Annotated in this window: 17 protein-coding genes; 4 read left to right on the top strand and 13 right to left on the bottom strand. The window is 42.0% G+C overall.

Features of this window, described 5'->3' with window-relative positions; translation table 11 throughout:
• Positions 1-187: 187 nt before the first annotated feature.
• The 4 genes from bioD to bioB are packed head-to-tail and all read right to left on the bottom strand — an operon-like array spanning position 188 to position 4012.
• On the bottom strand, positions 188-904 hold the full coding sequence (gene bioD / locus Q4546_RS02205) for a dethiobiotin synthase (RefSeq protein ID WP_303445645.1): 717 nt from the start codon (positions 902-904) through the stop codon (positions 188-190).
• Between the two features lie 45 nt (positions 905-949).
• A complete protein-coding gene (locus Q4546_RS02200) occupies positions 950-1741 on the bottom strand; it encodes a methyltransferase domain-containing protein (protein ID WP_303445604.1) in 792 nt (263 codons plus the stop codon).
• Positions 1741-2925 carry an 8-amino-7-oxononanoate synthase gene (locus Q4546_RS02195; protein WP_303445603.1) on the bottom strand — a complete coding sequence of 395 codons (1185 nt, stop codon included), beginning with the start codon at positions 2923-2925 and terminating at the stop codon, positions 1741-1743. Before Q4546_RS02195 ends, Q4546_RS02200 begins: the two co-directional genes overlap by 1 nt.
• 34 nt (positions 2926-2959) lie before the next feature.
• Complete coding sequence (gene bioB / locus Q4546_RS02190; protein WP_102438017.1) at positions 2960-4012, bottom strand: biotin synthase BioB; 1053 nt, start codon at positions 4010-4012, stop codon at positions 2960-2962.
• Positions 4013-4123: 111 nt separating this feature from the next.
• On the opposite strand from bioB, the gene bioA reads away from it, so the two are divergent.
• The gene (gene bioA, locus Q4546_RS02185) at positions 4124-5497 is read left to right on the top strand and encodes an adenosylmethionine--8-amino-7-oxononanoate transaminase (protein WP_303445602.1); all 1374 of its coding nucleotides are present in this window, start codon (positions 4124-4126) and stop codon (positions 5495-5497) included.
• A 110-nt stretch (positions 5498-5607) separates the two neighbouring features.
• Here bioA and Q4546_RS02180 read toward each other — a convergent pair whose 3' ends face one another.
• From Q4546_RS02180 to Q4546_RS02140, 9 genes are all read right to left on the bottom strand, one after another.
• Positions 5608-6201 (bottom strand): pentapeptide repeat-containing protein, encoded by a 594-nt coding sequence (locus tag Q4546_RS02180; RefSeq protein ID WP_102438020.1) that lies wholly within the window; start codon positions 6199-6201, stop codon positions 5608-5610.
• 203 nt (positions 6202-6404) lie between these two features.
• Positions 6405-8030, bottom strand: coding sequence for a hypothetical protein (locus Q4546_RS02175; protein ID WP_303445601.1), 1626 nt, complete (start codon positions 8028-8030; stop codon positions 6405-6407).
• A 448-nt stretch (positions 8031-8478) separates the two neighbouring features.
• Positions 8479-9669, bottom strand: a complete 1191-nt coding sequence (locus Q4546_RS02170) for a porin (RefSeq protein ID WP_303445600.1) — start codon at positions 9667-9669, stop codon at positions 8479-8481.
• 222 nt (positions 9670-9891) lie between these two features.
• Positions 9892-10470, bottom strand: a complete 579-nt coding sequence (locus Q4546_RS02165; RefSeq protein WP_303445599.1) for an HD domain-containing protein — start codon at positions 10468-10470, stop codon at positions 9892-9894.
• 43 nt (positions 10471-10513) lie between these two features.
• Positions 10514-10927 (bottom strand): GNAT family N-acetyltransferase, encoded by a 414-nt coding sequence (locus Q4546_RS02160; RefSeq protein ID WP_303410062.1) that lies wholly within the window; start codon positions 10925-10927, stop codon positions 10514-10516.
• Between the two features lie 788 nt (positions 10928-11715).
• Positions 11716-14307 carry a TonB-dependent receptor gene (locus tag Q4546_RS02155; protein ID WP_102531577.1) on the bottom strand — a complete coding sequence of 864 codons (2592 nt, stop codon included), beginning with the start codon at positions 14305-14307 and terminating at the stop codon, positions 11716-11718.
• A gap of 319 nt (positions 14308-14626) precedes the next feature.
• Complete coding sequence (locus tag Q4546_RS02150; RefSeq protein WP_241903478.1) at positions 14627-15985, bottom strand: GntP family permease; 1359 nt, start codon at positions 15983-15985, stop codon at positions 14627-14629.
• A gap of 14 nt (positions 15986-15999) precedes the next feature.
• On the bottom strand, positions 16000-17844 hold the full coding sequence (gene ilvD / locus Q4546_RS02145) for a dihydroxy-acid dehydratase (RefSeq protein WP_102437105.1): 1845 nt from the start codon (positions 17842-17844) through the stop codon (positions 16000-16002).
• A gap of 202 nt (positions 17845-18046) precedes the next feature.
• On the bottom strand, positions 18047-18775 hold the full coding sequence (locus tag Q4546_RS02140) for a Crp/Fnr family transcriptional regulator (RefSeq protein WP_102519976.1): 729 nt from the start codon (positions 18773-18775) through the stop codon (positions 18047-18049).
• Between the two features lie 391 nt (positions 18776-19166).
• On the opposite strand from Q4546_RS02140, the gene Q4546_RS02135 reads away from it, so the two are divergent.
• From Q4546_RS02135 to mepA, 3 genes are all read left to right on the top strand, one after another.
• On the top strand, positions 19167-20099 hold the full coding sequence (locus Q4546_RS02135) for a D-glycerate dehydrogenase (protein ID WP_102531580.1): 933 nt from the start codon (positions 19167-19169) through the stop codon (positions 20097-20099).
• 10 nt (positions 20100-20109) lie between these two features.
• The gene (locus Q4546_RS02130; protein WP_303445598.1) at positions 20110-21264 is read left to right on the top strand and encodes an alpha-hydroxy acid oxidase; all 1155 of its coding nucleotides are present in this window, start codon (positions 20110-20112) and stop codon (positions 21262-21264) included.
• Between the two features lie 279 nt (positions 21265-21543).
• On the top strand, positions 21544-22413 hold the full coding sequence (mepA, locus tag Q4546_RS02125; protein ID WP_303445597.1) for a penicillin-insensitive murein endopeptidase: 870 nt from the start codon (positions 21544-21546) through the stop codon (positions 22411-22413).
• Positions 22414-22427 lie beyond the last annotated feature (14 nt).

The raw sequence follows: 22427 nt of genomic DNA, 5'->3' as shown, positions 1-22427 counted from the left end.
AATAGCCACTTTTGATGGGTGATATAAATGAAAAGGCCCAGCAAGGCATACAATACCACCCTGCGTATTTTTTCTGCCTTGGTAAACTCTGGTGCAAATTCGATGATTTCTCTCCTTGAAAATATCAAATGCTAAAACAACTACTTGTAAGCGAAAAGACAAAGGCTAAAAATCAAAACTTAAGTCTCTATAAGGTCGAGTTATCAATATGCACAGCGGCATTTATAGCTGTTGGCTCACTTAAGTACGGCACATAACCTAAGAATGGCGCTGTCATTAACTCTTTTAAACTTGATAAGTTCTCTTCTATTTCACTCATTTCAGGGTCAACTTGGTTAGCGACCCAAGCTGCAATATTAAGCCCGTCAGCTTCAATGGCCTCTTGGGTTAATAATGCATGGTTAAGACAACCAAGCTTCATGCCCACCACTAAAATAACCCCAACATCATTTTGCTGAGCCAGCTGCTGTACTGATTGCGATAAATATTGGCCTTTACTTAAAGGTAATCTCCAGCCACCAGCACCTTCAATTAATGCAAACTCGGCACTGTTTAGTGCTTCAAGTGGCAATAAATCAACAACGCCATTGGCAGTTAAACTCACCCCTTGTTGCTTTGCGGCAATATGCGGTGCAATGGCGGGTTTAAATGCGATAGGGTTAATTTGATTGTAATCGAGCGTGATAGTTGATTGTTCAATTAGGCTTAGCGCATCGCTATTTCTAAGCCCTGAGTCTGTTTCAATACAACCTGAGGCAATAGGTTTGACGCCGAGGGTTTTAGCTTCTGTGGTTTTAGCGACAGTTATTTTAGCTAGAGCCGTTTTTCTTGTTGCAAGATTAAGTAGCGCCGATGAAATCAGGGTTTTTCCGCTGTCAGTATCAGTGCCAGTAACAAAATAAATCATCGAAATAACCCCTTCACTGTTTATATCCAATTGTCTAAAAATTTAACGCTTACCAAGTTGTAAATAGCTGATGTTATAGCTCAATGGTAAGCCGTTTGCTTCACGTAAGCTTTCCGCTTTATCCATTAACGCGAGCCAATCTTTACGACCTCGTAAACGGCTACTATTTTTATCCGTTAAGTTTTTATCTTGGTATTCATTCACTGACGCCCCGACCCCTTTAATTGAGTAAAGTAATGCCTTTAAATCGGCAAAATATACTTGCTCGGTAGTGGTCTCAGCAGAGAGTATTTGCCATTTTTCGGTATCTATCGCGGCGATAATGTCATCTAAATGACGAAAACTATTATGGCCTAGCCCTAGGGTTTCAAGCTGTGAAAGACTGCCATCACTCACCACGCTAATAAAGGCTTGGCCTTGAGGTTTTATGACTCTATTAAGTTCATTAAATACTTGGGTTAATTCATCACACCACTGCAGAACTAAGTTTGAATAAATACTGTCCATGCTATTTGCAGTTATAGGTAAGTTTGCCGCATCGGCGCAAACAGTGTGATATTGCGGAAAAGACTGCTGCACCACATTTAGCATTTGAGGCGATAAATCAACTGCCGTGACCTTAGTTAGCTGGCAGTGATTTGATTCAAAGTCAGTACCTGGGCCACAGCCTAAATCCAATAAATGCCCGGTTAAACCTGCTTTTTTATCGGCATTATACTCAGTATTAGCAAGTTTTATTAACCTGCTAGCCGTGATGCGCTGTAATACATCGTGTTGTTTATAGGTAGCTGCAGCTTGGGAGAATTTAACCGCTACGGGGTTATCTAGATTCATTAATATTCTCTTGGTAACTGCACTGCTAGTGCATCAACTAATTGGGTTATTTGCTCGGCATTATGGCTGGCATTAATGGTCACTCTCAGCCTTGCCTGCCCTTTAGGCACTGTTGGCGGCCTGATTGCCCCGACCTGTAAACCTTGTTGCTTTAATGCCTTTGCTATTGCTAAAGTTCGTTCACTGTCACCGATAATTACAGGCTGAATGGCGGTTGTTGACTCTGTTAGCGCAATGTTTTTAGCATTACAAAGCGACCTAAAGAAGGCAATATTGGCAAACAATGTTGATGCTTTATCAGGTTGCGACTGAGTTAAATTAACCGCTGTTAACGCTAAATGAGCACTGGCAGGTGACAGTGCGGTTGAATAAATGTAATGCCGTGATTGCGCCACCATATAATCAATAATTTGCTGTGACGCTAAAACGCAGGCGCCTTGGCAGCCGAGGGCTTTACCAAAGGTAATGACTTGAATATCGCATTGTGGTGTAACTGCCGCTCTGCTGACGTTAAAGCGATTGCTAGCAAGCTCTTCATAATTGATTCCAAAACCATGGGCATCATCAACCACTAACCAACTATTATGCTGCTTACACAAGTTCGATAACGCATCTAATGGCGCACGATCGCCATCCATACTAAAAACGCTTTCGGTAAATAAGGCGCTATTAGGAAATCGATTAAGTAACTGCTCTGCATGGGTTATATCATTGTGTTTATAGCGCTTAAGTGCAGCGCCGCTGTCTTTTACACCGTCTATCACTGATGCATGAATAAGCTTATCAGCAATAATCACATCGCCTGCTTCAAATAAGGTTTTGATTAACGCTTGATTGGCACTAAATCCAGAGCAAAATAATAGCCCTGCTTCATGACCGGTCAGCTCACATAAACCTTGTTCAAGCTTTAGGTGGGCTTCACTGTATCCAGATACTAATGGCGATGCTTTACTGCCAACACCATATTTTATCGCGCCAGCATGAATAGCGGCAATCATCTCAGGATCATTGGCCAGCCCAAGGTAATCGTTGTGACTGAAATCAATAATATTGGGAATTGTTCGAGCTAAGTTGTTAGCCGATGCCTTGTCTAACTCAGCTAACTTTCTTTGCCTCAGCAAGCCATCGGTTTGCAGTTGCTGCAAACGATGACTTATTCGTGATGATATTGGGTGATTTGCCATGAATACTGCCTTCTACTGACAAATGTGCATCGCTTTATAACGCCGCGGCATCAAAGAATTGTTGCGTTGCTTTATCTTTTTTTGCATTGGCTTTAGCCAATAACGCAGTGTCAGATTCAATGTCAGCTGATGGTCCTTGCTCAGGATGTAGCCCTAAACGTCTAAATAGGCTCATATCATCGTTTTCTTCAGGGTTGGGTGTCGTCAGTAACTTACAACCGTAGAAAATAGAGTTAGCACCAGCAAAGAAACACATAGATTGTAATTCATCAGTCATGCTTTCACGCCCAGCTGATAAACGCACTCGAGATTTAGGCATAATAATACGTGCAACGGCAATGGTGCGCACAAATTCAAAGGGATCTAAGTCATCTATCTTTTCAAATGGCGTACCTGCAACTTTAACCAACATATTAATCGGTACTGAATCAGGATGCTGCTCTAAATTAGCTAGCTGTTGTAATAAACCTGCTCTGTCTGTCGCTTTTTCGCCCATACCGACAATACCGCCAGAACACACTTTCATGCCTGACTGACGCACGTTGGTTAAAGTATCAATACGGTTTTGATAAGTACGGGTGGTGATCACATCGCCATAATATTCAGGTGAGGTATCAAGGTTGTGGTTATAGTAATCAAGACCTGCTTTGGCAAGTTCGTCAGACTGTTCTTTTGACAGCATACCCAGTGTCATACAGGTTTCCATGCCTAATGCTCTTACATCTTTAACCATTTGGGTTAAATATGGCATATCGCGCTCGCGAGGGTTACGCCATGCAGCGCCCATACAAAAACGTGATGCTCCCGCTGCTTTCGCGCTTTTGGCTTCGGTGATGACTTTTTCGATTTCCAATAAACGCTCTTTTTCAAGACCGGTATCGTAACGGGCACTTTGAGGGCAATACTTACAATCTTCAGGACAAGCACCGGTTTTAATTGATAATAAACGACTAATTTGTACTTCATTAGGATCAAACGTCTCACGATGAATACTGTGGGCTTTAAACAGTAAATCGTTCATTGGTAAAGCAAATAACGCTTCTATTTCAGCTTTGGTCCAGTCATGACGGATGGCTAATGATGACATTGATTAATCCTTTGTTATTCGTTTTATATTCACTTTATATTGGGTTAGGATACCTTCAGCACGTAAACTGTCAATGCTATCGCGCATTACACCTTGACTAACGGTTAAAATATGAACAACTCATTTTATCAGCAAGCATCCCAGACAATCGATTCTCAAGCTATAGACTCTCAAGCTATAGACTTTGAGTTTGATAAACAGCATATTTGGCATCCCTATACTTCGATGAGTCAAGCTGCCAGCGTAACTGGAGTCCATAGTGCCGATGGGTGTGAACTGACCTTAAGCAGCGGTCAAAAGGTCATTGATGGCACCAGCTCTTGGTGGGCCTGTATTCATGGCTATAACCGCCCAGAAATTATTGAAGCGATGCAGCAGCAGCTCACGACCCTAAGCCATGTAATGTTTGGCGGTATTACCCACGCCCCTGCAGTTAACCTCTGCAAGCAATTAGTGGCGATGACCAGCCCCAATTTAACCAAAGTCTTTTTAGCCGACTCTGGCTCTATTGCCGTTGAAGTGGCCATTAAAATGGCCATGCAATACTGGCAAGGTAAACAGCTACCACAAAAGCAGCGTTTATTAACCGTTAAGCGTGGTTATCATGGTGATACCTTTGCCGCGATGAGCGTCTGCGATCCTGATAATGGCATGCATACCATGTTTAGTGCAGCGGTTACTGAACACCTTTTTGCCCCAGCGCCACTATCTGTTTTCGGTGAAGCTTTAAAGCAAGGTGATACTGATTCGCTTGAGGCGATTTTAGCAGAGCATCATCAAGATATTGCCGCCATTATTATTGAACCCGTCATGCAAGCGGCTGGCGGGATGCATTTTTATTCAGCCGAGTATTTATCTGCCATTAGAACCTTATGTGACCAGTATCATGTCCTGCTCATTCTTGATGAAATCGCTACGGGATTTGGCCGTATCGGCAAGTTATTTGCTTATGAATATGCCAATATCGAAGCCGATATTTTGTGTTTAGGTAAAGCCTTAACCGGCGGTTACATCAGCTTAGCCGCCACACTATGTAGTGATGAAGTCGCCAAAGGCGTCAGTGACTCCCCTGCTGGTGTGTTTATGCACGGACCAACCTTTATGGGCAATCCGCTAGCATGCGCTGCAGCCAGTGCCAGTATGAGTATTTTACAAACTGGCGCATGGCAACAACAGGTCAGCGATGTTGAGTTGCAAATGAAGACTGAACTTGCAGAAGCTATTGATTATCAGCATGTGGTGGATGTCAGAGTATTAGGCGCAGTAGGCGTAATTGAAATGGATAGCGTGGTTAACACGGCTAAATTGCAGCAAGACTTTATTGAGTTAGGTGTGTGGATAAGACCTTTTGCCAACGTGATATACATTACTCCGCCTTATACTATTACCAAAGAGCAACTGACGACACTAACCCAAGCCATGAAAACTATTGCCGCAAATATTACTCAAGAGCAAGCCGCTGCAGATAGCTTTAGTAATGGTTAGCTGGGGTGTAAATGGGGTGTAAATAAGCTGGTTGATTGACGTAAAGGCAGTGTAAAACTGATAGCGCTATGACAGTGAGAGTGTACTCATAGCGCTTTTTATATTCTGTATTAATCCACCAGCTCGATAGCTAAACTCTCAAGTAAGTTTAGCGCTTCAAAACGTGAGAACTTAGCTTGGGCAATGCGGTTTTGTAGCACATCGATAGTAAAGTCAGTTGAATCACTAAAGTCGACAGCTTGTAGATTGGTTTTCATAAAAATACTATTCGTAAAATCACAAAAAGTCATGGTGGAATTGGCAAAGTCACCATTACGAAAATCCACATCATGCAGCTTGCATTCAATCAGCTTTAACTCATTTAGTACTAAGCCAAAAAATGAATTGTCATTAAGAATACAACGGCTAAAGCTTAATTGTGCATCACGATGAAATGACGGCCAATCCGCTTTAGTCCAATCAATACCCACCATTTTGCAGTCATTAAAATCTACCTCATAAAAACGGCTATGGGGCACCTTAATTAAGCTCAAATTACAGCGATTAAACGTACAACTTAAAAACTTAGTATTTTTTAATACTGCTTCAGTAAAGTCGCAATCATTAAATTCACACTCTTCAAATTCACAGCCCTCAGTTGAGTCTATGGGTTGTTTATTGAAGCTTTTATCAAAGTACTGCTCATGTGTGACGATCTGACTCATTAAAACCCCATGCTCGATTATTCAAACTTGAGGCGTATTTTATAACACTTGCCCTGATAACAGAGAAAATAGCGCAAAAATATTATTAAGACCCCACTGATTGCTACGGCCTCACTAAAAATAAGCAAAAAAAACCGATAGTGGTTAAGTAAAAAACTTACTCACTATCGGTTACCTTGATACCGAATACTTACTTATCTAATTTAGAAGCGATAATTAAAGCTTACTGTATATGCATCACGGGTTTCACCTTTGTTATACAGCACACTTAAATTGTAATGTTTACCAATTTGCTTATTAAAGCCGACTAGATAAGCCCATTGGTTCAACTCAACACCTACATCGAAAGTAAACTCACGGTTCAACTCTTCAACAAAACCTAAATTACCTTCCATGTTAGCTTTTAATGCTTGATATTCTGCACCAACAAAAAACTGAGCACGGTAATCCAGTAACTGGTAACCCAACATAGGTTGCACGGTGAGAATACCGTCGCCCCAATCCTGGCCACTTAATTTAGTGAACGAATAGGTACCTGTAACTGAAGCAAAAAACTCCCTATAACCCACCGAAAGTGTGGTACCTGCGCCCACTAAATCATAATTAAGTTCCAAAGGAACATCAAAACGGGTTGGCTCACAAAGTGGTACTCCGACTTCAGCAGCAAAGGCACAAGCAATATCAGCTTTAAACTCTGAGCCTAATTTATCGACAAACACATCACGAATATTACCGGTATACTGGGCATCGATAACCGCATCGACTTTAATTTTACCGACTAATGCATACACATTCCAAAATGGAAAAATATTTAAATCGGCCCTTAGGGACACACTTTTAGCGTCTACGGTTCCGAAGGTGGTTTCTGGGTCAAAAAACTCGTCTAACTCCAACCCCATAATATCAAATGAAGTGAAACCTACATCCATACTTTGATCTCGATAGGCGACTGAAATACCGTAAGGTAATGGCACATCAATCCCTTGTCGACGCACCAAGTCAGCAAGTATTGGGAACATCGCTTGTAGCTCTACTTTTTCTTCTCGCATGCGCGGATCTGAAACCGTTGCGAGTAAGTCAGCATCAATCACCACCACGGCATCTTGATTATCATATAAAGCAATTGTGGTAACCGTTGTAGTTAAGGTGATCGGTTTGTCTTTTTTAGTGCCCTTGGCAATTTCAATTTTCTTTTTGATATAAGGCTTACCGTTTTCCAATTCAGTAAAATAAATCGTTTGCGAATAGTCTTTAACTTTTACGCCTTCGTAATCGAAGTCTTTTGAATTGGTAATCTCCATTTTAATTGGCTTGCCGTCTTTAGCCGTGATGGATACCTGCATAAAACGAAAATAAGCAATGTTTTGCGGAAGTTGGTATTTGGAGTAGTTAAAACGAATCACCACTTCTCCATTAGCCTTTTCTGCCACCTTGAGTGATGATTGATCATAGCTTTTAGCGTATTGGCGCAAAAGGTACTCGGTTTTAGTCATACTTTCGATACGTGCAATGACATCTTCGTCTTTATCTAACTTAATTGGGTCATATTTAATTCTTAAATCAATATTGCCTTTAGTGTCAGTACTTTGGACTAAAAATATGTCCGACGTTGTTTGTTTCCCTTCAAACTCAGTGACTCGAGATGCATGTTCAACCAGGTTTTCACCTTGGGATAATGAGCTCATTCCAAATTTTGGGAGATCATCAGAAAGACCATACTTTTCAAATACACTCACCCCCTTGGGGACGCTAATAAACTCTAAATTATTGATATCTTCACTAGCAATTTCTTCACTAAAAGCCACATTACTTAGTAACAATGAACTCACAACTAAACTTGAAACTTTTATTACCTTGTTAAGTCTGAAAAATCCCACCTTTGATAGAACATAATTAAACGTTATTCCGTTTAACGATCTTTTATTAGTATCCATATAAGCGCTACCTAATTGATGCATAAAGTCATTTTTATTGAGCTACTAGGTAAATTGTACGCGCTAACAACAAAACTGCAAAGTTTCACCTACATTTTTTTACATTTACCTGGTTGGCAGTATTAGCTGTTGTTCTAATAGAACAATTAAGCTGAACGATAAAGGTAAAACTGTGACTAAAACCCACACGCTAAACGATGACAAGGGGAAATGATTACAGGTAATAATCGGTAGAATTTAGGCGTTATTAAAGGTATTTGAAGGCAAACTAACAATGCTTTGAGCCTGTGCATTACCACGCTCAAAGCATCAATGGTAGAGTAAAGCGAGTATCCTCTTTGTCTTAAAAAGGGTAATACATACCCACTGAAATATAGTCGTCGTTACTATTGCTGCCGTCGGCATTTTTACCGTTATCGACCACTCCCTCAATAAAGGCAAAAAAACCCAACGATGGCACATTGTAATTAAGGGTAAGGATCAACAAATCAAGCTCATATTGGCTAGCTTGACTCTGCTCTGCAATATCATAATTATCTGGCTCGATATGGTTCCAACCGATCATTGGAGTCCAATTTCCTATGTCTCGGCTCAGTGCTATTTCGTAGCCTTTACCTTCAAAAATTTGATTACTGTTGTCTTGATACATGCCTTCTGAATGTGCGGCTACCGCAGATAAGTACCAGTCACCCATGGTTGAACTAAAAGAAGCTGCTATGGCCCTAGGGTTACTGATCCTAATACCTTTCCCTTCAGCCTCGTCATTAACATACGCTAAGCCAAAGGTGAATTTGTCTACATCATAAGCATAAATAACACTGGCCGCTTCACCGCCTTTAGCTGTTAGAGTGACTTCATTACCGTCATCATCTAATACTGGCATATCTTCATCGTCTTTAAGCACTGTGGTGTCGTCTATAAACTGCCCTTGAAGGTTAACCGTTAAACTATGATTATCGAAATCGAACGGCTTATTCCAGAAAACACCATTATCGACTCGACCCGTGCCACTTAAGCCACCATCACCGTATACATAAGTTGATGATGCCAGCGCCGAATAAACATTAAACCTATCGGTTACCGAGGTCACTGCCGAATAAGCTCCTATTCTTTTACCAATAGACAGCTCTCCCCATTTAGTGTGCTGAGCAGCAAAGAAACCTTGCCTGAGTGACATAAACTCATTTCTACCATCACTTAGCGAGATTGCATTATGACCAACGTTGTAACTATCAATGCTATTGCGGGCTACCGCATTAATATACCACTCAAAAAAACCTCTAAATTTAAGGTCTGAATTTACCGAACTGCTAAAATCAAAATGTAATCGAGAGCCGTTATCAAACACAGTGGTGGTATTGTCACCATCGTTAGTGTCACTATTGATAACACCTAATTGAATATTGCCACCGACCTCTAAATTTAATAGATCAGACTTATAAACTTCAACTGCCTCTAGCGGTAACACGGTTACCAGTAAGCAAGCCCCTAATAATTTTTTCATCATCTCAATGACACTCCCATTTGTAGTCATTTTGGCGAAATCCTTCTCTGTGACTAATTTTTCGCCTCTTTATAAATGTAGCTAATTTTTCGCAACTATAAAGATACACAAGAAATTGTTTTTATTTTTTATTTTTTATTCAATAAAAGTCGTGAGAAGAGCGATGAGAATAAGAGTAATGAGAATAAGAGTAATGAGAGTAATGAGAGTAATGAGAAAGAATTATCGGTTGTTACCTAAAGCGAGCCAGCGCTATTTAAGTAAACCTTGCTCAGCGGCGCTGATTAACTGTTTTTCAAGCTCAGTCCATAGACTATGACTACCTTTAGCGATTCGATCACCATTCAATGACATGACTTGCTGCTTTGAAATGTTATGCTTTTTCCAACTATGACCACCGCCATGAATGTTATGCAGTAACGGCGGCACTCTATCAATGGCTTTAGCGAATATAGCATCGGCAGTTTTACCTGCTTCGAACTCAAGCCAAAGCTGTAAATATTCGTCAGCTAAATATTCTGGCAAGGTTTTGAATAACCGCTCTACTCCTTGCTGCTCCGCAATCGAATGCGTATTGCTGCTGGCATAAACTATGGTATCGCCTGCATCGATTTCACCAAGATCATGCAGTAGTAGCATTTTAATCACCCGATTGATATCAACGGGTTCATTAGCAAACTCTTTTAACATCAGCGCACTAATGCACACATGCCAGCTGTGTTCAGCTGAATTCTCATAGCGTTCTAAACCTACAGGTTTAGTATTACGTGTTACCGACTTTAACTTTTCTATTTCTACAATAAATTCAACAATGCCTTTGATCTCATTCAAACCTAACCTCCTTGTAAATGAATCCCATAATATTCAGTGAGCATTAGTATTCTTTGGTGAGGAAAATCCTTTCAGGGCTACCAGGAAAAGCTGCCACACTGCCGACAACTTTAAAACCCAGCTTTTTATAAAACTCTGGCGCTTGGTAATCTAAGGTATCCAGTTGGGCAACAACACAAGCCCTTTTCTTGGCTTCCAGTTCTGCCGATGCCATTAATTGACGGCCAAGACCTGAGCCTCGGCTTGCTTTGTCGACCCACAGTACTTCAATAAGAAAATTTCTATATATGGTTCGCCCTGCTATCCCACCTATAATAGTGCCTTGTTCATCACGGCAAACCACAGATAAGGGCTTGGTATCTTCTGGCCCCATATGTTCATATTTGTGCTCTCTAACACCTGCGACCAGGGTGTCAAAAATAACGCTATCTTCTTGATGGTTTACTTCTAACATCATTTGCTGGCCTCCAAGCCAATATCTTGGGTTATTCAAACTAAATTAGCTTAGCCTTCGAATTTAATGTGAATTTTATTGCCACTGAAACTCGCCTTAAAGCCATACACCTGTAATTACTTAACTCATTTTTGCAACTGACTCACTCCATGTCCTTGTTTATAGCAGTCTTCAATATTTTTACACATTAAGCTTGGTTATCAAATTGTTAAATCCATCGTTTACTAAAATATCTACGGCCCAACTTTAACGCAAACAGCTTTATCTACCCCCTAGCAACACATAAAGGGGTTAATATACTGAGTGTATATCAACTATTACTATCAATTGCCCTGCTATAGGGCCATACTAAGATGGTTACTTATATATTCGACAATTGAGTCTAATGTACTAGTAACAGGGTCCTCCGGTTGATTAAAACTAGCCTCAGGTGTGTTACATGACAACAAATGGAAAGTATCATGAGCAAAGGACAAGACAGTAAGAAAAACACTAAAAAGCAACCACTTTTAACTGCAAAAGAAAAGAAAGCAGCAAAGACTGCCAAGAAAGCTAACAAAGGTTTTCTAGAGCATTAAGCAAGATGTGGCCATCGAGTTCCTTCGGTGGCCTGAATAGCTACCAACATTTCCCTCGCGATACTTACTTGTTATACCCCGCCCTAAAACTGTGATGTAAAAATTAGCGCTGCTAAAAGTTAAAAATCACCCCAACAAAATCCCAAAGCGCAGTATTTGTTGAGATGACTTTAGTTCGGCATTAGGCCTGATTAACAATTAACTCATACTTAACTAAAACCATGTGTATTCAAATGTCACCCCGTATTGGGCGCCCATTGCTGGGTATTTGGCATACATTTCATTATTTTTAACTGTGGTATTGGTGTAGTACTCGTCAGTGATATTTTTACCCCATGCAAAGGCTTTCCAACTATCAGCTTCAACCCCAAAACGTAAATTCACTAGGGTATAAGACGGGTTAATAAAACGCTCATCAAACTCATAATCGGTTGCAGGTATTTCAACGGCATAAGGCTCACCAACAAAATCTGACACGGCAAGAGTTTGATCAACTGAGCCTTCAAAATCGGCATGTGACTCACTTGAATATGCTACATCTGCGCCAACAAAGCCTTGCAGCCCGGCTGAAATTTCAAAGTCAAAACGGGCAAATAAATTAAACTGATGCTCTGGCGTAAAAGGCAGTGGCGAACCTTTAAAGTCTAAATATTGCCCTGGTTGGTTATAGCCGACACCTTGTTTAATCTGTGAATCTAACCAGCCGTAGGCAGCGCCTAAGGTCAAGTTATCTGTCGCTAACCAGCGCCCATCAAGTTCAACCCCTGTGATCGAAGATTTAGGCATATTACCCAGGGTAAATACGGTGTTAAATACTGGGGCGATTTTTTTGGTAAGCAGTTGCTTATCTTGGTAATCATAATAAAAAGCCGCGCCATTTAACTGCAGAGTACGCTCGGCTAGGCTTGATTTAAAACCTATTTCATAAGCGTCAAGTTGCTCTTGAACAACGGGAACTAACTGTTGATCAGTCACTGCCGCTAAAGAAGGAAAGCTACCCGCTTTAAAACCACGGCTATAAGATGCATAGACTGATAAATCATCATTAAACTCATAATTAGCAGCTAGGCGCCATGAAAGTGAGTCTTCGCTTAATGTGTCACTAACCTCCCCAACACTCGCCTCTGGCGTTCCAAAATCTAATACCGTAACGCAACTGCCTGCGTTGTAGCCATCACCTTTGATGACGTCACTAGTGGGCGTTGTTCCGAAAAAGAAATTAAAAAAAGTATCAGCTAAACCGCCATCAACATCTCTTGAGCAGCCAGTAAAATCCGCTTCATCTTTTGAATAACGCAAGCCGGTGGTAAGCGTGAATTGATCTGTAATAAACCAGTCAGCACTGGCAAACACTGAGGCGGTTGTGGTTTGTTGATTAATATCATTTTCAGCAATATTAAAGCCAAAGCCAGGAATTGGCAGAATATTTACGTTACTACTTATGCCCCAATCCTGCTGGGTTTGGTAATCGACTTCGCTTTTACTGTAATAAAGCCCTGCAATCCACACCAGGCTATCAAGTTGTTGGCTAACTCGAAACTCTTGGGATATGGAATCAATTTCACCATTTTGATAAACATAGTCCATGGTAACGTATTCGGAATCGGCGGCATTTTGATAACGACCTAATAAGTAGCCGTCAAATCCTGCTCCAAAGGCTTGTTCAGTAGCGGCACTCAGTGGGTTATTTTTAATATTAGCAATGGTTTCCCCTGCAAAACCAGCTCGCTCGTATTCTGAACCATCATCTTCAAATTTTGAGTAGCCAGTCAGCGAGGTAAATAAGGTTTGATCATTAATGTCATGCTCAACTTTCAATGACACATTCGTGCTGGTGTGTTCAAGGCTCGGTGTGCGCCCAGCAGTCCAATCTGCTTTGGCATTATCATCCATTAAGCCGGTAAAATTCTGTGGATTTTGTGCCATATCTAACTGGGTTTGATATATCGAAACAGTAAACGGCGCGCCTCCTGCTTTACCGGGAATATAATCAATATTTTGCGGCGCAATTGTTTCTGAATTATCGCTAGCATAACCGATAGTCAGCAATGCTTGAGTTGCCTCACTGAAGTCAAAGTTTAAGCTACCACGCACAGCCAGTTTATCTTGTCGACCTAAGGTTTCATCACGGCTAATGCTTTCCTGCCAGCCCTCGTCTGACTGAATCGTTTTAAGTGCCAGACGACCACTTACCATGTCGCTAATTCCGCCTGTCACGTAACCTTCAGCAGAAATGGTTTCATAAGAAGCAATACCCGCTTTGATGGCGGCTTCAAAATCCTTAGAGGGTTTCGCCGCGATATAATTGACCGCGCCAGCCGTTGAGTTACGGCCATAAAGCGTGCCTTGTGGCCCTTTTAAAATCTCCACCCGTTCGACGTCAAGGTTAGTGCCTTTGGTCATAATAGGAAATGGTACTGCAATTTCATCAACATACACTCCAACCGTTGATGTCGCTTGAGCGCTTGACTCATTGAAACCCACCCCACGTAAGGTATAAACCGGTGCCCCAAATGCGCTATCACTGAAATTAAACCCAGGTACAATATTGGCTAAATCAGTGGTGTCATCGATACCTATTTCATCTAATGTCTCGGCATTAAAGGCCGAAATCGACATAGGCACTTCATTAATAGACTGGCTGCGTTTTTGCGCGGTCACTTCAATCACTTCAAATTGTTTTTTTTCTGACTGAGTTTGTTCTTGTTGTGGCTCATTTGCCATTACTGGCGCATGAATTATTGATAGCAGCACTGTCGCAATTAACGACTTTTTAAAATTTCCGTTTGCTTGAACATTTGACATAGTTAATCCCCAAATTGACTATTATTATTTTTCAACCCATGTTAATTATTTGTAAAGAAATACGGGTTAATTTGAGGGTAACGCTAGCGCTGTACAATAAACTGCCACATTTGTTCGGTTGGGATATCTGTGGGATAAAATATCAACTAATTTATAGCGAGGATTTGTTTATTAAAATGGGTTGGCTAAAAAGATTTTGCAAGCTTTGGCTGTCATGAATTCAAGATAATGGCATTGTTCGGCTCAATATGTCCAAAAGACAGATTAAGCCATAAAACCTAGCCTCATAACATATAAACATACCTTATGAGGCCACTGCTTATATCGTGTTAAGCAGCCAATAACTCCCAATTGTGGTTAAACAGGCAATGACGGGGAACACCACAGTCACGACTCCGACATCTTTATAAGCCGTTTTATGGGTTTGCCCTGTTATTGCCAATATCGCGACTACCGCGCCGCAATGAGGCAGACTATCAAACCCGCCGCTGGCCATAGCAGCAACCCGATGTAAGATCTCTGGATCGACGCCTTTATCTAAATAAACAGGCGCCATAGTCCCTAAAAAGATTTGCAAGCCACCTGATGACGAACCCACAATTGCAGACACTGAACTTGCGGCAATAAAAATTGACAGCAGCACAGGGACATCTAAGGTGGTGATCCACTGGGAAAACTGCGAAAACGTTTCGGTATGGCTCACTACGCCACCAAAACCGATGACAACTGAAGTCGCGATTAACGGCGATATAGACTCTTCAGCGCCTTGACCAAGCTCGGTAATACTGCGGGGTAGAATACGTGGAAACAACACTATGGTGGTAATAATACCAATCAAGAGTGCCATACAAGGCCAAATTATCGGCTGACTGTTGGCATAGTCAACAACCTCAATGCCGTTAACGCCTAAAGCACTGATGATCCTTGGAGAGACAATACAAATTACCACAGCGGCAATGGGAATGACTGAACGAAACCAAGATGGCATCGCCATTTGCTTATTGTTGGCTAAAATCAGTTTATCTTTTTCAGAAGGGATAAAACCCTCACCATTGGCCTTGGCTATGTGACGCTGCTTTTCAAGATACCACAGCCCCAAAGACAACATAATGGCGCTACTGAATAGGCCATAACCCGCAGCGGCAAATAAGTCGGTTTTTAGCGATACCGAAGATATCACATTATGTATTGACGGTGAGCCTGGCATAGCGGTCATGGTGAACGTACCAATACCTAAGGCAATGGCACCTGTAAATAACCGCTTAGGCACATTCGCTTGTTGCAATAGCTGCACCCCAAGCGGATACATAGTGAAAATAACCACAAACAACACCACGCCACCATAGGTGAGCAAAGCTGAAAATAATACCGTAATAATTAGCACACGTTCAGCGCCTAAGGTGTCGACTAACTTATTCGCAATACTATTGGCCGCTCCTGTTGCCGCCAATAAACGACCAAACATCGCACCTGCGGCAAAGAGTAAAAAGAACCGTCCCGCAAATGTAAATGCCCCCAGTGCCCCGGTTGGAAAATATTCCAGCATGGCTTTATCAAATGCCATGCCGCTAGTGATAATCACTATGGTGGAACACACTAGCGAGGCCAGCACAATGCTATAGCCGCGCATCGCCATCCATATAAATACAGCTAATGCCGCAATAATTCCTAAAGCCATATCAATAACTCCATTTATAGCTCACGATATCCACCGCGATCGGCACTGGTAGCAAACGCTGCATAGGATTTTAACGCGCGGGTGATCACACGGGTTCTTGGTTCATTGGGCTGCCAAGCTTGATCCTTTGGCAACGCATTCATGGCATCACGACGTTGCTGCAATGCCGTATCAGAGATCAGTAAATTAATCGAACGATTAGGAATATCGATGCGTATTTGATCGCCATCTTCAATTAACCCGATAGCACCTTGATTAGCCGCCTCAGGTGAAACATGACCCACTGACAGACCCGCAGATGCACCAGAGTATCGACCATCTGTCACCAGTGCACAGCTAGCATCTAACCCTTGAGCTTTTAAGCTCATGGTTGGTTTAAGCATCTCTTGCATGCCAGGTCCGCCCTTGGGGCCTTCGTAGCGAATAATGATGATGGTGTTAGGTTGAATTTCACCATTATCAATGGCGGTTAATGCCGTTTCTTGCTGATTGAATACTCTTGCCGTTCCGGTAAAATCCAGCATATGTTCATACACTGCAGCGGTTTTCACTATGCAACCATTTTCAGAAATATTACCGTACAAAACTGCCAAGCCACCTTCGGTGCTATAAGGGTTATCAATATTACGGATACAGCCTTTTTCACGATCTAAATCTAACTCTTTCCAGCGCTGTGACTGGCCATAGGCCTTAATGGTACGTTTGCCACCAGGCGCAGCTTTAAAGTACTCATGCACTTCTGGGTTATCTGTACGTAATACATCCCAATAGGCTAGCATTTCCGCTAATGTCCCGCCGCCAACCGATTTAACACTGGTGTCAATTAATCCGGCGCGTTCTAGTTCGCCAATGATTGCCATCATGCCGCCAGCACGGTGAACATCTTCCATATAGTAATCTTTGGTGGCTGGTGACACCTTGCAAAGGTGCGGCACTTTTCTGGATAAGCCATCAATATCACTGAGATTGAAATCCACCTCGCCTTCTTGGGCCATAGCCAGCAAGTGTAGAATGGTGTTGGTAGAACCTCCCATCGTAATATCCACTTTCATCGCATTGAAAAACGCTTCGCGAGTGGCAATCGAGCGCGGTAACACCGAGTCGTCATCTTCAAAATAGAACTTTTTGGTGTTGGTTACGATTTGCTTAGCTGCACGGGTGAACAAGTCTTTACGATCGGAATGAGTCGCCAATAATGAGCCATTGCCCGGTAGTGCGAGCCCTAACACTTCAGCCAAGCAATTCATTGAGTTGGCGGTAAACATGCCAGAACAAGAGCCGCAGGTAGGACAGGCATGATTTTCTAAAAACTCAGCACTTTTACCATCAAGTTCCTGACTACTGAAAGCGGCAATATAGGTATCAATGGGGTCAAAACGCTGAACTTTATCTTTTTCAACTACGCGGCCTGCTTCCATAGGCCCGCCTGAGACAAATATCACTGGAATATTTAACCTTAATCCCGCCATTAACATGCCAGGGGTGATTTTGTCGCAGTTTGAAATACAGATCATCGCATCAACGCAATGAGCATTAATCATATATTCGATGCTGTCAGCAATAATTTCACGGCTCGGTAAGCTATAAAGCATACCGTCATGACCCATGGCAATGCCGTCATCGATAGCAATGGTATTGAACTCACGGGCAATGCCGCCCGCTTCAAAAATAGCCTCACACACTAGGCGGCCGACGTCTTGTAAATGTACATGGCCTGGGACAAACTCGGTAAATGAATTAACCACGGCAATCATGGGCTTGCCAAAATCTGTTTGCTGTAATCCCCCTGCTAACCAAAGTGCACGTGCTGCAGCTGCACCTTTACCGTCAACAACTTTTGATGATCTTAATTTAGGCATGTTAACTCTCGTTTTTATTATTAGTGTTAACTACTTTGTCATAGATGATTTGTTAATTTCTGTCACATTTGTGACAATTAAGGCGAAGCACTGAGTTTGGTTCGAAACTCAATTGCAATGACAGGTGTAGCAAATATCAGCCATAAGACCTTGCGAGGCACTGTTAACACAATAGATTATAAAATATAATAGAATCAAATACCTATGCGGTATCTGCCATTGTCGAATAAAGCGGCACTATGGCTTGATGTGACAAATTCAAATCAAACAATTTGATCATGTTATCAATATCATTAATAAAAATTTTACCGTACTCAATTTGAATCAGGTTTTCTTGCTGCATTTTTTTCAATTCACGCCCGACGCTTTGCCGTGTTGCTCCCACCATTTGCCCGAGCATTTCTTGTGATATATCAGGTAAAGAGACGGCTTCAAGTTCTTTGGCGCCGCGACTTAGGGCAAGCCTGACAATTGCTGCACCTAATCTTTCATAAAGTGGCAGTAATAATGCTTCATTTAAACTGGCAAAAGTGTATTGAATGCGGGTACATAGAAAGCGGTTTAGTGCTATCGACATTTCAGGAAAGTGCTGGCTTAAATGTAAATAGTCTTTATGTGACAATACATTAACTTCAACATCAGTGCATGCCACAGCATAGTTAGGTCGATTATAGCGGGTGATTAATCCGATATCCCCAAAGCAATCACCTGCATGCAAAATGGCCACAATTAACTCTCGACCTTCTTTATTGTAATTACAAATCTTGACTTTACCTGACACCACTTGAAAGCCACAATTTGAGGTTTCACCAGAGTTGTAAATAAATTCATCTTTACGAAATTTTTTAAAGCTAAGCCTGTGGGATATTTGCTGCTGTATTTCGCTGGGTAATTCAGCGCGCCAATTATGTAGATGTTGAATTGTTAACATAGTGCAGAGAGTCCTTGTTCATTCGAACTTATTATTATTGGTCAATCATGGCTAGATTAAGTGATAGTCCCTACAAAGGCAAAGGCTAAAAAAACCACACGCTAGCAACAAATACTGCCTAGGGTTTTATCCACTTTACAACACTATTCTTCTACCGATTAATAGTAATATTTATAGTAGACACGTTATTATCGTTCACAAAAGCAAGCCAATTAAGCTTATAAATTTTATATCGATATCGACCATAAAGCATCTCAAATGCAACATTTGTTGCGGAAACAAACCATCGCTACTGGCACTCTAAACAATCACTAGCTTCAAAAATCATGACAGAAATGGCGTGACCTAAAACCAATTGATTGCCCATAAAAATAATAAAAAGGACAAGATAATGACTGATATTATTGTACTTTCTCGCCCATTACCTCTACCGCAAATTAGCGCTAATGGCTCCGCAATCGAAGTGCGGGTATTTGAAGGTGATTACGCTGTTTTTACAGGTGCAAAGGTGTACTTAACAACGGCATTAGATGCCGTTAGTTCTGATTTTATTAATACCTTGCCGACATCCATTACATTAATCGCCAATATTGGTATTGGCGTTGATAATATTGACCTTAACGCCGCTAAAGCGCGCTCCATTTCGGTAACTAACACCCCGGTGGTCACTGAAGATACTGCCGACTTAGCCTTTGGGTTATTGCTAGCCACTTGCCGCCGACTTGGCGCAAATGAGCGCTTTTTACGCAGCGGTAAATGGTCTAAACAAGCCCCAATGGCCATGATGGGAAATCAAGTCCACGGTAAAAAGTTAGGCATTGTGGGAATGGGTAGCATAGGCCAAGCCGTTGCGCGCCGCGCCAAAGCCTTTAATATGGATATTTATTATTATAATCGCTCACGATCTCTCGAAGCCGAAGCAAACTATCAAGCTCATTATTGTGACAGTCTGGCGAGCTTGTTATCGTCTGTAGATATCATTAGTTTACATTGCCCACTCACCCCTGAATCACAACAGATAATCAATGCTGATAGCTTAGCCAATTGCAACGATGGCGCCATTTTGATCAATACCGGCCGCGGCGGATTAATTGATGACAACGCCCTCATCGATGCACTAAAAAACGGTAAAATTGCTGCAGCTGGATTAGATGTATTTGATGGTGAGCCTGATTTCCATTCTGGCTATCTTGATTTTGAAAATGTCACCTTAACTCCGCATATTGGCAGCGCAACGGCTGAATGCCGTCAAGCTATGGCAGGCAAAGCCTTACAAAATATTATTGCGATGCTTGAAGGCAAACCGTTATCAACTCCTGTATAGAGCCGCCACTATGTTATTAACTAAGTCTTTAGAAAAATGCTTTAACATTGAGCAGTTACATCAGCAAGCACATAAAAACCTCCCCCTACCTGTGTATGACTACATGGCAGGCGGTGCTGACGATGAAGTGTCTTTGAGTCACAATGTTAATGCCTTTGATCAATATCAGATTATTCCTAAGTGTCTCACTAATGTCACCGACATCAATACCCACAGCCATATACTGGGCTGTGACATGTCGGCACCATTTTTTATTTCACCTGTGGGTCAGCAGCGCATGTTTCATGCTGATGCAGATATCGCTGGCGCTAAAGCCGCTGAAAAACAGGATATTTTGTTTACCTTATCCACTTTCTCTTCCAAAACCATTGAAGAGGTCGCCAGCAGTAGTTATGGCAATAAAATGTTTCAGGTATATGTAGTGACGGATCCGCAATTAAATGAAGAAATTATGCAGCGGGCAAAAGCGGCAAAATATCAAGCCATGTGTTTAACCGTTGATACCGTGGTGGGCGGCAATCGTGAGCGAGACATAAAAAATGGCTTAACCATACCCATGAACCTCAGCTTAAAAAGCCTATTGGAATTTGCTAAACATCCTTTGTGGGTAAAAAACTACTTTATGTCAGGTGGCAAAGATTTAGTTAATCTAAATGCAGCCCCCTCAACAGGCGATACCGAAAGCTTCCTTAAGTATATGGGTAATCTATTGGAGCGAAATCTCACTTGGGATCACGCCGCCAAGATGATTAAACAATGGGACGGCCCTTTTGCCATCAAAGGCATTATGTCGGTAGAAGATGCAGTTAAAGCTAAACACATTGGCGCATCGGCCATTATGCTCTCAAATCATGGCGGCAGACAGCTGGACTGCACCCCTGCGCCAATTGAAATGGTGGCTGACATTCGAGCGGCAGTCGGTCCAGACATCGAGCTCATCGTCGATGGCGGCATCAGACGCGGCAGCGATATTTTTAAAGCGATAGCCTTAGGCGCTAATGCGGTATCACTTGGCAGAGCATACGCCTATGGCCTAGCTGCTGGCGGGCAAACAGGCGCAGAAAAAGCCATCAATATACTCAAAACAGAATTGGTCCGTACTATGGCCTTGGCAGGCTGTCAAAGCCTTAAGGATATTAACACCAGCATGATCCGTAAGCGTTAACGGTCATCCTCATTCCCTTTAAGTGAGATAATATTAAGTTAGAACAACATCAGGCCTGCGAGCTCCCCCCCCTTCGCAGGCCTGATGCTCTAGTGTCATAATGCTACGACTTAAAAGAATTTAAGCATTCAAACTAATCCGCGCTATTCACTCGCCTAATTCCTATCGCCTTCTATACTTTTGTTGAGCTCATAAGTGATTTGATTATCAAGCATTCGCTAATTAACTCGCTCATGTCCTATACCTTTAATTCACAGTCTTGTAGGAGTAATTTTATCAATGACACGATTAAGCACCATATTACTGCTATTAAGTTTGTTAAGCATTTATCCACTGCAGGCCAGAACCAATCCTTGGGAGCTCGCCACCAGCATCTATCAAGGGCAAGTTGCAGCTATTGGCGGCTATGCTAATGGTTGTTTATCAGGCGCACAGCCACTGCCGTTAACGGGTGACGGCTACCAAGTTATTCGTAGTCAGCGGCAGCGTTTTTATGGCCACCCTAATCTCGTGAATTTTGTCAGTCACTATTCAAAGCAGCTAACTCAGCAAGGGATCAATAATATTTTCATCGGTGATATGTCGATGCCCCGCGGCGGTCAATTTGATTTTGGCCACAGCAGCCATCAAATAGGCTTAGATGTGGATATTTGGCTAAAACTAACCGAGGCGCCACTCAAGCCCCAAGAATTACAAAATCCACGTCATTTGTCTGTGGTTGATATTGATAAATTAATCGTTAATCAAGCATGGTCAAAACAACATAAAACCATGCTCAAAGTCGCTGCAGAGAATAATCAGGTCGCTCGGATTTTTGTTAATCCAATCATCAAGCAGCAGCTGTGTAATGAACGAAGCGACAAGGATACTTGGCTACAAAAAATTCGTCCTTGGTGGGGCCATACCTCTCACATGCATGTGCGCTTGCATTGCCCTGAAACAGATAGCTTATGTAAAGCGCAGCAGCCCATTAAATCAGGTCATGGCTGTGAAGAATTAACTTGGTGGACCCAGCAACTTAAGCGTGCAGCGGCAAGCCAGCAACAAGCTAAACAACCTAAAACGGCAGCGGCGCCAAAGCCAAAGCCTTTAAAACAAAAACCGCTTTCCTGTGAACCACTAGTTAAAAACTTACAGGCAAAACAGTAATTTCCCCCTCTTAA

This window comes from Shewanella sp. 4_MG-2023 (assembly GCF_030548015.1).
Classification (GTDB): Bacteria; Pseudomonadota; Gammaproteobacteria; order Enterobacterales; family Shewanellaceae; genus Shewanella.
The sequence above is the reverse complement of the archived record's forward strand: the minus strand, read 5'-3'. Positions and strand labels throughout refer to the sequence as shown.

What these genes read in the sequence shown, in the direction of transcription:
- Q4546_RS02200 (WP_303445604.1), bottom strand. Translation starts at nt 1,741, where the DNA reads ATGAATCTAGATAACCCCGTAGCGGTTAAATTCTCCCAAGCTGCAGCT.
- Q4546_RS02195 (WP_303445603.1), bottom strand. Translation starts at nt 2,925, where the DNA reads ATGGCAAATCACCCAATATCATCACGAATAAGTCATCGTTTGCAGCAA.
- bioB (WP_102438017.1), bottom strand. Translation starts at nt 4,012, where the DNA reads ATGTCATCATTAGCCATCCGTCATGACTGGACCAAAGCTGAAATAGAA.
- bioA (WP_303445602.1), top strand. Translation starts at nt 4,124, where the DNA reads ATGAACAACTCATTTTATCAGCAAGCATCCCAGACAATCGATTCTCAA.
- Q4546_RS02180 (WP_102438020.1), bottom strand. Translation starts at nt 6,201, where the DNA reads ATGAGTCAGATCGTCACACATGAGCAGTACTTTGATAAAAGCTTCAAT.
- Q4546_RS02170 (WP_303445600.1), bottom strand. Translation starts at nt 9,669, where the DNA reads ATGACTACAAATGGGAGTGTCATTGAGATGATGAAAAAATTATTAGGG.
- Q4546_RS02160 (WP_303410062.1), bottom strand. Translation starts at nt 10,927, where the DNA reads ATGATGTTAGAAGTAAACCATCAAGAAGATAGCGTTATTTTTGACACC.
- Q4546_RS02155 (WP_102531577.1), bottom strand. Translation starts at nt 14,307, where the DNA reads ATGTCAAATGTTCAAGCAAACGGAAATTTTAAAAAGTCGTTAATTGCG.
- Q4546_RS02150 (WP_241903478.1), bottom strand. Translation starts at nt 15,985, where the DNA reads ATGGCTTTAGGAATTATTGCGGCATTAGCTGTATTTATATGGATGGCG.
- ilvD (WP_102437105.1), bottom strand. Translation starts at nt 17,844, where the DNA reads ATGCCTAAATTAAGATCATCAAAAGTTGTTGACGGTAAAGGTGCAGCT.
- Q4546_RS02140 (WP_102519976.1), bottom strand. Translation starts at nt 18,775, where the DNA reads ATGTTAACAATTCAACATCTACATAATTGGCGCGCTGAATTACCCAGC.
- Q4546_RS02135 (WP_102531580.1), top strand. Translation starts at nt 19,167, where the DNA reads ATGACTGATATTATTGTACTTTCTCGCCCATTACCTCTACCGCAAATT.
- Q4546_RS02130 (WP_303445598.1), top strand. Translation starts at nt 20,110, where the DNA reads ATGTTATTAACTAAGTCTTTAGAAAAATGCTTTAACATTGAGCAGTTA.
- mepA (WP_303445597.1), top strand. Translation starts at nt 21,544, where the DNA reads ATGACACGATTAAGCACCATATTACTGCTATTAAGTTTGTTAAGCATT.